This window comes from Mesorhizobium sp. P2_E9, assembly GCF_056403815.1.
The window spans coordinates 251380-265465 of sequence record NZ_JBFUET010000001.1 but is presented as its reverse complement, the minus strand read 5'-3'; the positions used below and the strand labels follow the sequence as shown (position 1 = coordinate 265465).

Annotated in this window: 13 protein-coding genes; 8 read left to right on the top strand and 5 right to left on the bottom strand. The window is 64.3% G+C overall.

Annotated elements, in window-relative coordinates:
• Positions 1–77: 77 nt before the first annotated feature.
• Positions 78–1763 carry a hypothetical protein gene (locus tag AC1D05_RS01340; RefSeq protein WP_477438124.1) on the top strand — a complete coding sequence of 562 codons (1686 nt, stop codon included), beginning with the start codon at positions 78–80 and terminating at the stop codon, positions 1761–1763.
• Between the two features lie 48 nt (positions 1764–1811).
• Here the strand turns inward: AC1D05_RS01340 and AC1D05_RS01335 are convergent, their stop codons facing one another.
• Both AC1D05_RS01335 and AC1D05_RS01330 read right to left on the bottom strand, forming a co-directional pair.
• Positions 1812–2579, bottom strand: coding sequence for a glycerophosphoryl diester phosphodiesterase membrane domain-containing protein (locus tag AC1D05_RS01335; RefSeq protein WP_477437508.1), 768 nt, complete (start codon positions 2577–2579; stop codon positions 1812–1814).
• 11 nt (positions 2580–2590) lie between these two features.
• A complete protein-coding gene (locus AC1D05_RS01330) occupies positions 2591–3373 on the bottom strand; it encodes a hypothetical protein (protein ID WP_477437506.1) in 783 nt (260 codons plus the stop codon).
• Between the two features lie 148 nt (positions 3374–3521).
• Between AC1D05_RS01330 and AC1D05_RS01325 the strand changes: the two genes are divergently transcribed.
• The 6 genes from AC1D05_RS01325 to AC1D05_RS01300 are packed head-to-tail and all read left to right on the top strand — an operon-like array spanning position 3522 to position 9469.
• Positions 3522–4148, top strand: coding sequence for a DUF4129 domain-containing protein (locus AC1D05_RS01325; protein ID WP_477437504.1), 627 nt, complete (start codon positions 3522–3524; stop codon positions 4146–4148).
• Positions 4145–5359: a DUF4350 domain-containing protein gene (locus AC1D05_RS01320; protein ID WP_477437502.1), complete on the top strand. Its 1215-nt coding sequence runs from the start codon at positions 4145–4147 to the stop codon at positions 5357–5359. The genes AC1D05_RS01325 and AC1D05_RS01320 overlap by 4 nt, the downstream gene beginning before the upstream one ends.
• On the top strand, positions 5346–6302 hold the full coding sequence (locus tag AC1D05_RS01315; RefSeq protein ID WP_477437500.1) for an AAA family ATPase: 957 nt from the start codon (positions 5346–5348) through the stop codon (positions 6300–6302). The genes AC1D05_RS01320 and AC1D05_RS01315 overlap by 14 nt, the downstream gene beginning before the upstream one ends.
• The gene (locus tag AC1D05_RS01310) at positions 6299–7603 is read left to right on the top strand and encodes a DUF58 domain-containing protein (RefSeq protein WP_477437498.1); all 1305 of its coding nucleotides are present in this window, start codon (positions 6299–6301) and stop codon (positions 7601–7603) included. Before AC1D05_RS01315 ends, AC1D05_RS01310 begins: the two co-directional genes overlap by 4 nt.
• On the top strand, positions 7600–8619 hold the full coding sequence (locus AC1D05_RS01305) for a stage II sporulation protein M (RefSeq protein WP_477437496.1): 1020 nt from the start codon (positions 7600–7602) through the stop codon (positions 8617–8619). The genes AC1D05_RS01310 and AC1D05_RS01305 overlap by 4 nt, the downstream gene beginning before the upstream one ends.
• On the top strand, positions 8606–9469 hold the full coding sequence (locus AC1D05_RS01300) for an RDD family protein (protein WP_477437494.1): 864 nt from the start codon (positions 8606–8608) through the stop codon (positions 9467–9469). The genes AC1D05_RS01305 and AC1D05_RS01300 overlap by 14 nt, the downstream gene beginning before the upstream one ends.
• Positions 9470–9497: 28 nt before the next feature.
• Here AC1D05_RS01300 and AC1D05_RS01295 read toward each other — a convergent pair whose 3' ends face one another.
• Positions 9498–10184: a D-lyxose/D-mannose family sugar isomerase gene (locus AC1D05_RS01295; protein WP_475451311.1), complete on the bottom strand. Its 687-nt coding sequence runs from the start codon at positions 10182–10184 to the stop codon at positions 9498–9500.
• Between the two features lie 188 nt (positions 10185–10372).
• Between AC1D05_RS01295 and AC1D05_RS01290 the strand changes: the two genes are divergently transcribed.
• The gene (locus tag AC1D05_RS01290; RefSeq protein WP_477437492.1) at positions 10373–11431 is read left to right on the top strand and encodes a D-TA family PLP-dependent enzyme; all 1059 of its coding nucleotides are present in this window, start codon (positions 10373–10375) and stop codon (positions 11429–11431) included.
• A 2-nt stretch (positions 11432–11433) separates the two neighbouring features.
• Here AC1D05_RS01290 and AC1D05_RS01285 read toward each other — a convergent pair whose 3' ends face one another.
• Entirely contained in the window at positions 11434–12198 is a 765-nt protein-coding gene (locus AC1D05_RS01285; RefSeq protein ID WP_477437490.1) for a heme ABC transporter permease, read from the bottom strand.
• A gap of 109 nt (positions 12199–12307) precedes the next feature.
• Complete coding sequence (locus tag AC1D05_RS01280) at positions 12308–14080, bottom strand: glucan ABC transporter ATP-binding protein/ permease (RefSeq protein ID WP_477437489.1); 1773 nt, start codon at positions 14078–14080, stop codon at positions 12308–12310.
• Positions 14081–14086 lie beyond the last annotated feature (6 nt).

Genomic DNA, 14086 nt, shown 5'->3' with positions numbered 1-14086 from the left:
CAGATTTCGGCACACATTGATGGCGAAGGAATCTGGCCACGGCTTGCCTCGCGGCTCATCAGACTTGAATGGAAGACATGGACCGCTTCAACCTCGGCACCTACCGCCGCCCGATCTCCACTCGCTCCACTGAGACCCAGCGCTGGTTCGATATCGGGCTCAAGTGGTGCTACGGCTTCAACCATGAGGAAGGCATCAAGTGCTTTGAGAAGGCGCTGGAGACGGATCCCGGTTGCGCCATGGTGCATTGGGGCATCGCCTATGCCGCCGGGCCTTTCTACAATCTGACCTGGAAGGAACATGGCGAGGCCGAGGCCAACAGCGCGACCAAGCGCTGCTTCGAGCATGTCCAGCTGGCGCACGCCAATGCGGCTGGCGCCAGCGATGTCGAACGACAGTTGATCGAGGCGCTGGCCCGCCGTTTCCAGCAGCCGCACAGAGTGAGCCCGCAGGAATTCGAACAGTGGGATGATGCCTATGCCGCCGCGATGCGGCGGGTCTATGAAAAGTTTCCCGACGACCATGATGTGATGGCGCTGCTGGTCGAGGCGCTGATGATGCGTACCGTGCGGCGGCTGTGGAACCTCAAGACCGGTACGCCGGCGCCGAATTCGGACGTGATCGAGGCGTTGGAGGTTTGCGAGCGGTCGATCCGGCTCGCCGACGAAGCGGGCGCAGCACAGCATCCGGCGATCGTCCACCTGCACATCCACCTCCTGGAAATGTCCACCATGCCGGAACGCGGCATGCGCTCGGCCGATCTGCTCGGCGAAATGTGCCCCGATGCCGGGCATATGAACCACATGCCGGGGCATATCCATGTGCTGTGCGGCGACTATGAGAAGGCAAAGCTTGCCAGCGAAAAGGCGGTTCGCGCCAACGACCTCTACCTCGCCTATGCCGATGAGCCGACCTATTACCTGCTCGGCTGCTGCCACGACCTGCATCTGATGATGTTCACTTGCATGTTCCTTGGCCAGTATCGGCCCGCGCTCTGGGCCGCCGAGAAGGTGCGCACCCTGGTCACGCACGACGTGGTCGCCATCCGGGACCGGCCCAAGCTCACCCAGACGGTTGAAGGCTATCATGCGATGAAATCGCATGTGCAGGTGCGCTTCGGCCGCTGGCAGGAGATCATCGACGAACCGGCAGTCGAAGAACCCGGTCTGTATGTGCTGACGGCGGCGATGCAGCACTACGCCAAGGGCGTCGCGCACGCGACGCTGAAGCAATTCACGGAGGCCGAATGCGAACGCGACCGATTCCACCGGCATGTGGAGAACATTCCGACCGAGCGGCGTTTTCTCAGCAATCCGACCCGCGCCTCGCTCGCTGTCGGTGCCGCCTTGCTCGACGGCGAGCTTGCCTACCACCAGAGCCTGCATGACGAGGCCTACGCGCATCTGCGGCAAGCGGTCGAGCTGGATGACAATCTCTCCTACACCGAACCGTGGGCGTGGATGCACCCTCCCCGCCATGCGCTGGCCGCGCTGCTTCTCGACCAGGGCCATGCGCAAGAGGCCGAGCAGGTCTATCGCGACGATCTCGGCCTCAGCGGCAAGGTGCAGCGCTGCGCCCAACACCCGGACAATGTCTGGGCGCTGCACGGGCTGGTCGAATGTTTGAGGCGGCGCGGCGAGAGCGAAGAACTGCCGGCGCTGCAGGCTAAGCTCGCTATGGCGGTGGCCAAGGCGGATGTGGCGATCAGTTCGTCATGCCTGTGCCGGACAAGCGTGCAATCGGCGCCAAGCTGCTGCCATTGAGATCCTGGACCGCTTCCCGACCTCATGCCAGCGCTGCTGGACGCCGGGCTATGAAAAGATCTTGCCCAGTTGCTCCACGCTGGTACCCTCCTTGACTTGCCGCAGCTCGACATAGCTGACCCCCGCGGCAACCGACGAAAGCACCGTCGCCGCCGCAGGCACCAGGGAATAGACAAACAGGCCGAAGGTGACATTCAAAGGCATCGCGATGCGAGTCGCCACGAGCCCCATCAGCGTTCCACCGGCTATCAGGATCAGCCACAGTCCCAGCAGTGCCCAGCGGCTCCCCTTGGTCAGGTCGCGGCTGCGCGCCATGCTGTCGAGAATGTTTTGTCTTTCCTCTATCAAGACCGGTATCGTGACCGCCCAGCGAAGCAGAAGCAGAATTCCGGGAACGATCAACACAATCAGCCCCAGCATGATCGCCACGGTCGTTACCAATGAAGTCAGCAGGATTGGAAAAAACTGGACAAGTGCGACGCCCAGGCAATCCGCAGAGGCTGGCTTTTCGCCGTGCATATCGACGATGGCTACGCGCATAAGAGCGGTCTGGAGAATGGCGATCGCGCCAACGTAATAGAGCACGCCGGTTATGGCGAGCATCACATGTTGGCCGAAAAACACCCAGAGTGGTGTCTTGCCACTACCGACGGCCGCTTTGAAGTACCAAAGCAAGAGGGCGAATCTCGGCGCCGCGTAAAGGACAACGCCGAGGCCGACGCACAATACGGGATTGCGGCGAATGACCACGAAGCTGTCATTCAACACCCGGCCGATTCGGAATCGATCGGCCCGCTCCAGCGCTGCAGACGACATCCAATGCGCGCCTACGAGAATATCTTCGCCAGTTCGTCGACGCTGGCGCCTTCCTTGACCTGGCGCAACTCGACATAGCTGACCGCGGCGGCGATCGACAGCACCATGGAGACCACGGTCTGCACCAGCGCGGCGCCCAGCTGGGCCAGGATCCCGCCAAACAGGACGAAAACCAGCAATATCCCCCACTGGATGACCATCGCGACGATGCTCAGGATGAGGAACAGGCCAAACAGCGACCAGCGATTGCCCTTTGTCAGGGCACGGCTGCGCGACATCGAACCGAACACGCCCAGCCGCTCCTGGATCAGGACCGGCACCGACATCGACCATCCGAGCCACAGGATGATGCCGGGCACGATCAGGGCCAGCATGGCGAGGGCGGAGCCAAGGGCGACGAGGAGGCCAATCGCCAGAGTCGGCAGCAGGAAACGGATCGCAATCTGAAGGCAATCGCCAAAGGACGGCCGCCTGCCGTTCAGGTCCTCGATGGTCGCCCGCACCAGCGATGACTGAAGCAGCAGCGTGAGAACGAAGGAAACCAGCCCGGCGATAAGGCTGAGGTAGGAATTGCGAAACATCGCATGGGGATCCGCCATCGCACCGGGATTGCCATGCAGCATCACGTCGATCTGCGGCTGGGTCCACAATCGGACAAGCAGCGTCGGCACGCCCGCGAACAGCGCGGCAAGGCCAAGGCAAAGCCCGATGTTGCGGCCGATGACGGCAAAGGTGTTGTTGAACACCCTGCCGATCTCGAACCGGCTGGGTTGTCCCAGTGTCGCAGTGGTCATGATGTTTTCCCCGGTCACCGCCGCATCCAAACGGCCGCCATCGAAAGTAAATCTGCCAAGATTAGAAGGCTTCGTCCAGTGGACTTGCAATTGTGCAGGCGTATTGCCAGTGTCGAGGCCGAACCGCAGGTTGCAGGGGAGCGAGCGGGTGACAGTTGCACAGCCGGTAGACGCCGAATGGCTGGCCAAGGTGCACAAGCAGCTGCTTGCGGACGATTCGATCCAATTTGACCTGCCGACGCTGGTGCAGCCCACACCTCCGGTATGGCTGAGGCCTTTTCTGGACGCATTGGCGAAAATTGGCCCCTACATGATCTACCTGTTCTGGGGCGCGGTGATCATCGGCGTCGCGGTCATCGCGCTTCTCGTCGCCCTCGAAGCGAAGGGGGTGGCATGGCGGCTGCCGTGGCGGCGCGCTCGCAAACAGGCAGAGGCGGAAGAGGCATGGCGCCCGGACGCAGCGACGGCACAGATCCTGCTGTCCGAGGCCGACGCGCTCGCCGCGCGCGGCGACTATGACGAGGCGGTGCATCTCCTGCTTCGGCGCAGCGTCGCCGACATTGCGGGGCGGTTGCCCGACTTCCTGCGCCCCTCGCTGACGTCGCGCGACATTGCCACTGCCCCATCGCTGCCGTCGCGGGCCCGCCACGCCTTCAGCGAGATCGCGCGCATCGTCGAGGCCGCCCTGTTTGCCCGCCGGCCGGTCGGGGCCGAGGGCTGGCAGCAGGCGCGCGGCGCCTATGAGCGCTTCGCCTTCAGGGATGCCTGGACATGAGCACGCCGGCCGTCGAGGCGGTACAGGAACCGTTCAGCCGAAAAACCCTGTTCTGGGGCATTTTTGCCAGCCTGCTCGCGGCGGCGGGATTTTTCCTGTTGTCGACCTATGCGCCCGATTTTCGCCAGCCGGAAGGTGGGGCGACGCCGCTCTCCAAGGGCGGTTCCGGCTATGCGGGCCTTGTGGAATGGATGAAACTTGCCAATGGACAGTCGCCACCGATGGCGCGCAGCGAGCAGGCTCTCAGTTCGGGCCTGGCGTCCGAATTCCTCCTGATCGTCACGATCGCGCCCAACAGCGATCCGGCTGCGCTGGCAAGGATCATCAAGCTTCGCTCGGGCAAGGCCACGCTGTTCGTGCTGCCCAAATGGTTCACCATTCCGCTATCGGACCACGAAGGCTGGGAGATGAAGATCGAACGGTTGCCCAGCACAGTCACCAACGACTGGTTGGGCCGCATCGCCAAGGCCAAGCTCGGCGAAGACAAGAGCTCGGTCGGGCAGATCGACGTAGCAGGCCGCATGGTCGCCGCGCCGGAGGAGCTTCAATGGGTGGCGGACGATCACCCCTTGATCGCGGCGGGTAAGGGCCGGGCCGTTGTCATCGGGCTCGAGAAAGAGCCGTTCTACATCCTGACGGATCCCGATCTGATCAACAACGCGGCGCTGAAGGATCCGCAAAAGGCGGCGGCGGCACTCGACATGATCGCCATGCTGGAGCCCGGCAAGGGCGCGGTGATGTTCGATCTGACGCTGCATGGTATCGGGCAAAAATACGATCTTGCCAGGCTTCTGGTCGAGCCGCCCTTCCTGGCGCTGACGCTGTCGGTGCTGGTGGCCGCTGCACTTGCCTTCTTGCACGGGCTCGGCCGGTTCGGGCCGCCGCGCACCGAGGCCCGGGCGATTGCCTTCGGCAAACAGGCGCTGGTCGACACCACGGCGATGCTTTTGAAGCGCGCCGGGCGGATCGAGGAGCTCGGCGACCGCTATGCGGCGCTGATGCGTGCGCGTGCCGGTGCATTGCTCGGCGCGCCGCAAGGCTTGCCAGGCGAAGCACTCGACCGTTGGCTCGATTCTCGCGACCACGGCGAAACCCAGGGCTTCAGCCGTCGCTTCAAGGCCGCGAACGAAGCAGGGACTCTGGCTCAAATGCATGAAGCAGCGCAGGAGCTGCATGACTGGACGACAAGGAGGCTCGGTGAACGTCGATGATGTGAAGGCCCTGGCGAATGCGATCAGGGAAGAAGTGGCGAAAGCGATCACCGGACAACGCGACACGGTCGATCTGATGCTGACGGCATTGTTCGCCGGCGGACATATATTGCTGGAAGGCCCGCCTGGCACGGCAAAGACGATGACCGCGCGCTGCTTCGCGCAGGCGCTCGGCGTCGCCTATGGCCGCATCCAGTTCACGCCCGACCTGATGCCCGGCGATATCGTCGGCTCCAACATCTACAATTTCCAGAGCGGGCAGTTCACACTGACGCGCGGGCCGATCTTCTGTGACCTCCTGCTTGCCGACGAGATCAACCGCACGCCGCCGAAGACGCAGGCGGCATTGCTGGAAGCCATGCAGGAACATGCCGTCACCTTCGACGGCACCACGCATGCGCTCAGCCAGAACTTCATGGTGGTGGCGACGCAGAACCCGATCGAGCATCAGGGCGTCTATCCCCTGCCCGAAGCCCAGCTCGACCGCTTCCTGTTCAAGCACCGGGTAAGCTATCCCGATGCACAGGAGGAACGTGCCATCATCGTGCATCACGGCGGCGGCTCCGCCTCGCACGACATCCAGCAATACGGCATCAAGGCGCAGACCGACCGCAAGACGCTGGAGGCAGCACTTGCCACCGTCGGCGATGTCACGCTGGTCGACGATATCGTCGGCTACATCGCGGCCCTTGTGCGCGGCACGCGCGAAAGCCCGGATCTGGAGGTTGGCGCCAGTCCTCGCGCTGGCGCCATGCTGGCCAGGGCTGCCCGCGCCAGGGCAGCGCTCGACGGCCGCGCCTATGTCATTCCCGACGACGTCAAGGCGCTGGCCGTGCCGGCGCTGCGCCATCGCGTCATCCTGTCGCCGGCGGCGCAGATCGACGGGCGGCTGGTCGAGCAGATCGTTTCGGACCTTGTCGACCAGACGGCAGCGCCCCGTTGATCTACCCAAGCGGCAGAGCGGTCTGGGCAGCGGCGGCGGGTGCCATCCCCGCCTTCCTGATCGCGCTTGCGCTGCCTTCCCTCTGGTATCTCGGTCTGTTGTGGATCTGCATTCTGCTCGCCTTCCTGGCGGTCGATGCGGCGGCCGGGCGCGGGCGCGCCTCACTCACCGCCAGTCTTTCGGCGCCGCCGCAAGTCGGCGTCGGCGGGCGTTTCACCCTCCAAGTCGCGGCCAGCCTCGGCGGACGGGCGCGCAGGCTGCAGGCGCGCGTCGGCCACGATCAGCGGCTGGCGCCGGTCGCCGGCACCGGGGGCGCGCTACCGGCCAATGGCGGCACGCTCGACCTCGAATTCGACGCGCTGAGGCGCGGCATCGCCAGTTTCGACCGGCTGTGGCTGCGCTGGAACGGCCCGTTCGGACTGACCTGGAACCAGGTCGTCCTGCCGATGGACCGCAAGGTGGCGGTGTTGCCCGATGTCAGAAGCGCGCGCGATGAGGCGATCACGTTGCTGCAGCGCTCGGCGCTCGCCGACGGCCATGCACAAAGGCGGGCCGGCCAGGGCCGCGAGTTCGAGTCGCTGAAGGACTATCAGCCAGGCATGGGCCGGCGGATGATCGACTGGAAGCGCAGCGCGCGCCACGGCAAGCTTTTGGCACGCGAATTCCGCGTCGAGGAGAACAACACCATTGTGCTGGCGATCGACTGCGGACGGCTGATGTGCGAGCCGGTCGACGGCGTGCCGAAGGTTGATCGGGCGGTGACGGCAGCACTTCTGTCGGCCTTCATCGCGCTCAAGGGCGGCGACCTTGTCAGCCTGTTCTCCTTCGACGCCAAGCCGCGTGTCTCGAGCGGCGCGGTACGCGGCTCGCCGAGTTTCATGATGATCCAGAAGCGCGCGGCCGAGATCGACTATTCGAGCGAGGAGACCAATTTCACCCTGGCATTGACAACATTGGCGGCCAAGCTTGACCGTCGCTCGCTGGTCATCATCTTCACCGATTTCGTCGACCCGATCAGCGCCGAGCTGATGCTGCGCACCGTCGGCCGGCTGACCGAGCGGCATCTGGTGCTGTTCATGCTGATGAAGGATGTCGAACTGGAGACGCTGGCCGACATGCAACCCACGAAACCCGAGGATGTGGCTCGCGCAGTCACCGCCGGCGGCCTGCTGAGGGAAAGGCAAGTGGTGATCGGCCGGCTGCGGCTGCTCGGCGCGCATGTGATCGAGGCCGACCATCAGCGGCTCGGCCCGGCGCTGGTCGAGCGTTATATCCAGCTCAAGGAGGAGAACCTCCTATGACGCTGCCCGCCGGCACCGATGCCGTACGCCAGTCGCTGGCAAGCTTCCGCCAGGAGCGCGAGGCCGACTGGAAGGCGTTCGAGGCGCTGCTTTCGCGGGTCGAAAAGCGCGCGCCGCGTACGCTTTCGGAAGACGAGCTGCTGTCGCTGCCACTGCTCTACCGTTCGGCGCTGTCCTCGCTCTCGGTGGCACGCGCGACGTCGCTCGACAGCGCGCTGATCGGCTATCTGGAGGCGCTCAGCCTGCGCGGCTATTTCTATCTCTACGGCGCACGGCGCAGCCTGAGGCAGCGCGTCGGCGATTTCTTCCTGCGCGACTGGCCGGCGGCGATCCGCGATCTGTGGCGCGAGACCTGGGTGTCGGTCGGGCTGACGGTGATCGGCGCGATTGCCGCCTACTGGCTAGTGGCCTCCGACAGCCGCTGGTACGACGCCATCATTGCGCCCAGCCTCGCCGGTGAGCGCAATCCGGACTCGTCGGCCGAGACGCTGCGCAGCGTGCTTTATGACAGCGGCGGCGACCATTTCCTGTCCGGCTTTGCCGCCTATCTGTTCACCCACAACACGCAGGTTGCGATCCTGGCCTTTGCTCTCGGCTTCGCCTTCGCGGTGCCCAGTGTGCTGATCATTCTGATGAACGGATGCATGCTGGGCGCGCTGTTCCAGGTCTACGCGGCCAAGGGGTTGGGCTTCGAGCTTGGCGGCTGGCTGTCGATCCACGGCACGACGGAATTGTTCGCCATCGCACTGGCTGGTGCGGCAGGCATGCGGATCGGCACGCGCATAGCCTTCCCGGGCGAACTGACCCGAATGGCCGCTGCAGCCCAGGCCGGGCGGGTGGCGGCGACCGCCATGGTCGGCGTCATGGTGATGCTTCTGTTTGCAGGTCTGCTCGAAGGCATCGGCCGGCAGACGATCACCAGCGATGCGGTGCGCTATGCCATTGGCGGTGGCATGCTGGCGCTATGGATCGCCTATTTCTACCTGTTCCGGTTGGTGCGGCATGGCAACGGCTAGGAACCCTGCCGCCCTGATAAGGCCGCTGATCACGCCGGAAGGTGTCGACCTCAAGGTCAAGCTGGCGGACGCCGGTACGCGGGCCGCGGCCTTCCTGCTCGATGTGGTGATCATTGTCGCTGCCGCTATTGCGGTCACCCTCGTCGTCATCTTTGGCCTCGGCGGCCTTGGCGTGAAGGAGGCGGAGCCGCTCTTCATCGTCTGGATGATCTTCATCTTCCTGCTGCGCAACGTCTATTTCATCGCCTTCGAGGCAGGGCGGCGGGCCGCGACGCCCGGCAAGCGGATCGTCGGCGTGCGGGTCGCCTCGCGCAGCGGCGCCGGTCTCACCATCGATCAGGTCATCGCGCGCAACCTGATGCGTGAGATCGAGGTTTTCCTGCCGCTGTCGATCATCGCCGGGCGCGGCGGCGCCGGCGTCGCCGACACGCTGTCGACGATCTTCGGCCTGGTGTGGGCACTGCTGTTTTCGCTGTTTCTATTGTTCAACCGCGACCGGCTGCGCATTGGCGACCTGCTTGCCGGAACCTGGGTGGTGGAGACGCCGAAATTCAAGCTGGTGGAGGATCTTTCGCAGCGACGAGACCCGATCGCCAAACGCTTCCATTTCAGCCCGGCGCAGCTCGACGCCTATGGCATCGCCGAGTTGCACAAGCTGGAAGAAGTGCTGCGCCGCGACGACTATTTCGCGATGAAAGCGGTGGCGGAAACGATCAGTCGCAAGATCGGTGCGAAGGTCGAGCCGATCGATTCAAAAGCTTTCCTCACCGCCTATTACGGCGAGCTTCGCGCGCATCTCGAGCGCAAACTGCTGCTGGGGAATCGCAAGGCGGATAAGTATGCTCGGTAGGGCGTCGCCAAGCCGAATCCGACCTGCCCTACCCCAGCCACTTCTCATAGTCGGCCACCAAAAGGTGCACCGGGGCGACATCCTCGTCGATGTTGGAGAAACGGCCGATCGTCTCGCGGAAGACATTGTCGGTGAGATCGTCATTGACGGTCGACACTTCGCCGATCAGCACATCCTTGCCCTCGGCCCAGAAGGCATGCCAGACGCCTGGCAGCAGCGTGACGCTCTGGCCCGGGTCCAGCTTCAGCAGGCCACCCGCCGGCAGCCTGTGGATGGTTCCGTCGACCGGCACCGACACCTCGGCCTTGGGGTCGATGCCGCCGTCGCGGTCGTGCATGAACAGTTCCAGCACCAGCTTGCCGCCGCCGCGGTTGATGATGTCCTCGGCCTTGATGTTATGGCGATGCATCGGCGACAGCTGGTCCTTGCGTGAGATCATGATCTTCTCGGCATAGAGCATGCCCATGCCCTTCTTCATGTCCTCGTAGCGGCCGTTGCGCACGGTGAACAGGAAGAGGCCGAGATCCTTGAACTTCTCCTGGCCGTAGTCCGTGATGTCCCAGCCGAGCCGCGAGGTGAAGATCGCCGAAGAATCGACCTGACGCGCCTTCATTTCCTCGGGCGACCAGTAGGCGAAGGGCGGCATGATGTAGCCGAACGAGCGGATGAAAGCGTCGGCTTCGCGGATGATGTCGTTGATGGCGGAGCGTTTCATGATCGTGACCCTTCATGTCGAATTTTCCGACAGATCGCATAGCCGAACGCCGCTGCGGTGTCGATCCATGTCGCTGCCTGCCGTGCCCTTTGCTACGCTCGGATGGCCCACCGATCCGGTCCGCTGGCTGCGTGACATCGCCGGCTTTCAGGCTCATAAACCCTGCGAAATTCTCGCAGGGACAGCCGATGCCGACGATCCACGACCTCGATACGCCGTCGATCCTGATCGACGCCGCGCGCGCCGAAGCCAACATTGCCCGCGCACAGGCCCATGCCGACAGAAACGGGCTGAAGCTCAGGCCGCATATCAAGACGCACAAGCTGCCCTATTGGGCGAAGAAGCAGGTGGCGGCGGGTGCCGTCGGCATCACTTGCCAGAAGATCGGGGAGGCCGAGGTGATGGCCGATGCCGGGTTGTCCGACATCTTTCTGCCCTACAACATCCTCGGCCGCGCCAAGCTGCAACGGCTGAAGGCGCTGCACGGTCGCGTCACGCTGTCGGTGACGGCGGACAGCATGGATACGCTGGAAGGGCTCGCGGCGGTTTTCACCGATACCGGCCACCCACTGCCGGTGCTGGTCGAATGCGACACCGGCATGGGCCGCTGCGGCGTGCAAACGGCCGATGAAGCGGTTGCGCTGGCAAGGCTGATCGACAAGGCCAGTGGCCTGACCTTCGGCGGGCTGATGACCTATCCGGCCGCCGGCCGCGCGGCGGAGGCCGAGGCCTGGCTCGCCAACGCCAAGCAGGCGCTGACCGCTTCGGGTCTCGCCTGCGAGCGTGTCTCCAGCGGCGGCACACCGGACATGTGGCGCTCCGCCGATGCCTCCGTCGTCACCGAATATCGTCCCGGCACCTACATCTATCTCGACCGCTATCAGGTCGCCAAAGGCGTCGGCACCTTGGACGATTGCGCGCTGACAGTGCTGTCGACGGTGGTCAGCCACCCGACGCCAACACGCGCCATTTTGGACAGCGGCAGCAAGGCGCTTTCCAGTGATACACTGGGACTAAAGGATTTTGGCGAGTTGCTCGGCGCTCCCGACGCAAGGGTCACCGGGCTGAGCGAAGAACATGGCACTGTCACGCTTTCCGGCGACGCGAAGCTGCGCATCGGCGAGCGCGTGCGGGTTGTGCCCGACCATTGCTGCGTCGTCACCAATTTGTTCAACGAGGTCAATCTGATCGACGGCGAGAACGTGCTGGAAACGCTGCCGGTGGCAGCGCGGGGCCTGATGGCCTGACCTCAGGCCGGTTGCCGCTCGGCTTGCCGCGCCGCCACCCGCCGCATGGCGATCACCCGGCGACGGCGGATTTCGGTGCGCATCGCCATCAGATGCAGGGCGAAGAACAGCACGGTGAAGCCGACAGCCATGACCAGCAGCGGCCAAAGCAGGCTGGGGTCGATGGTCGGGCCACCGAGCCGGAACACCGAAGCCGGCTGGTGCAGCGTGTTCCACCAGTCGACCGAGAATTTGATGATCGGGATGTTGATGAAGCCGACCAGCGTGATGATGGCGGCGGCCCAGGCGGCGCGGCTGGCGTCGTCGAGCGCACGGGTCAGCGCGATGATGCCGAGATACATCAGGAACAGCACGAAGACCGAGGTCAGGCGCGCGTCCCACACCCACCAGGTGCCCCACATCGGCTTGCCCCAGATCGAACCGGTGATCAGCGCCAGTGCGGTGAAGACGGCACCAATGGGAGCCGCCGATTTGAGCGCGACATCGGCCAGCGGATGCCGCCAGACCAGCGTGCCAAGCGCCGAGGCCGCCATCAGCGTGTAGCACATCATGGCGAGCCAGGCGAAAGGCACGTGGATGTACATGATGCGGACGGTGATGCCTTGCTGGAAATCCTCAGGCGCGGCGAAGCTCATATAGAGGCCGATGGCAAGGACGAGTGCGGCGATCGCCGCCAGCCACGGCACGACCTTGTCGGCCAGCGCGACGAACCGCGTCGGGTTGGCAAGGTCCATCCAGCCGGTCAGGCGTGAAGTCGTGTCGCTCATGCGACTTTACATAGACCGCCGGCGCGGTTGGGGCAATCGAGCGGTGATGTCGCAGGCTGGGAAGCGTGTTTCCTTCTCCCATGTGGGAGAAGGAAGAACGGTCATCCGCTCAGGCGGCCGCGTCCTGCACGGAGCGGCTGAGGCGGCGGACTTCCTCGTCGTTGAGCAGGCCGCCGGCGCGCAGCAAGCTGGCGAAGCGGCCATTGCGCAGCGACAGTTCGGCAAAGCCACCCATTTCGACCACCCTGCCCTTGTCCATGAACACGACCAGATCGGCGTCGCGAACGGTGGTCAGGCGGTGGGCGATGATGAAGGTGGTGCGGTCGCGCCGCAGCTCGTCGATCGCTTCCTTGACGCGATCCTCGGTCTCGACGTCGAGCGCGCTGGTCGCCTCGTCGAGTACCAGGATCGGGGCATCCTTCAGCACGGCACGCGCAATGGCGATGCGCTGGCGCTCGCCGCCCGACAGCTGGCCGCCACGTTCGCCGACCACAGTGTCGTAGCCATTGCTTTTGGCCAGGATGAAGTCCTGTGCGGCGGCCGCGGTGGCAGCGGCATGGATCTCGTCATTGGTCGCTTCGGCACGGCCGACACGGATGTTGTCCTCGATCGAGCGGTTGAGCAGCCCGGCATCCTGGAACACGGTGGCGATCGAATGGCGCAGCGACTTGCGGCTCACGGTGCGAGTATCGATGCCGTCGATCAGGATGCGGCCGCTAGACGGCGAGAAGACGCGCTGCAGCAGATTGATGAGCGTGGTCTTGCCGGCACCCGTCGGCCCGACGATGGCAACGGTCTGGCCGGCCTGAACCTCGAAGGACACGTCGCTGACGCCCTGCCCCGAATTGGCGAATTCGAAGCCGACATCCTCGAAGCGGACATGGCCGGTGACGTTGGTGAGGTCGCGCAGGCCATCCGGCTCGGCGGCATCGGCGGCCGAGTCTTCGAGCTTGTAGAATTCCTCGAGCTTGGCGCGGGCCTCCGAAATCTGGTTGGCGAAAGCCGACAGCTGGTCGAGACGGGAGATGAGCAGCGTCGCGAAGCCGGTGAAGGCAACAACGTCGCCGACGCGCAGCTGGCCATGGGTGACCAGATAGGCGCCGATGATCAGCACGACCATCATCGATATGGTCGAGGACAGGCGCTGCAGCGCATTGGCGATCGCCCACCAGTCGAGCACGGGGTTTTGCGCGTCGAGCAGGTTCTTGACATAACGGCGCAGCGTCTCGGCCTCGTGGCCAAGGCGATTGTAGCTCTGCAGCACGGCGACGTTACTGACCGAGTCGGTCACATGCGCGAACACCTTGTGGTAGTGGCGCTCGACGGCTGCCTGGCCTGCCTTGGTCCGCTTCATCACCAGCCGGCCGATGCCGACATAGAGCACGCCAAGCGCGAGCAGCACCATCGACATGCGCACATCCATGCTGAGTGCCGTCGGCACCAGCAGGACCAGCGTAACGGCCGTGGACAAATGCTGGCGCATGAATTCGAGCCATAGGCTGAACAGCGTCTCTACCGCGCGCAACAGCGTGTGCAAGGCATTGGAAGTTCCGCGCTGATGATGCCAGGCGAGCGGCATGGTGATCACGCGTTCAAAGGACTCGCAGAGCACTTCCGAGCGGCGGGCATGGGCAAAGCGATCGGCGCCGCGCGCCACAAGCACAAAGGCAACGACACTGAAGACGCCGAGGCCGGCCCAGAGAGCGAGCATTGAAAAAACCGGACCGTGGCTGGAGATAGCGTCGATCACTCGACCAAACAGGATCGACTCAACGATCGCAATCGCGGCCAGCGCGACATTGGCGCCGCAAATCAGCGCCACGCGCTTCTTGTCGGATGCCAGATAGCCCAGCGCTCTCCAATAGATCTGCAGAAGTGACACTTCAGC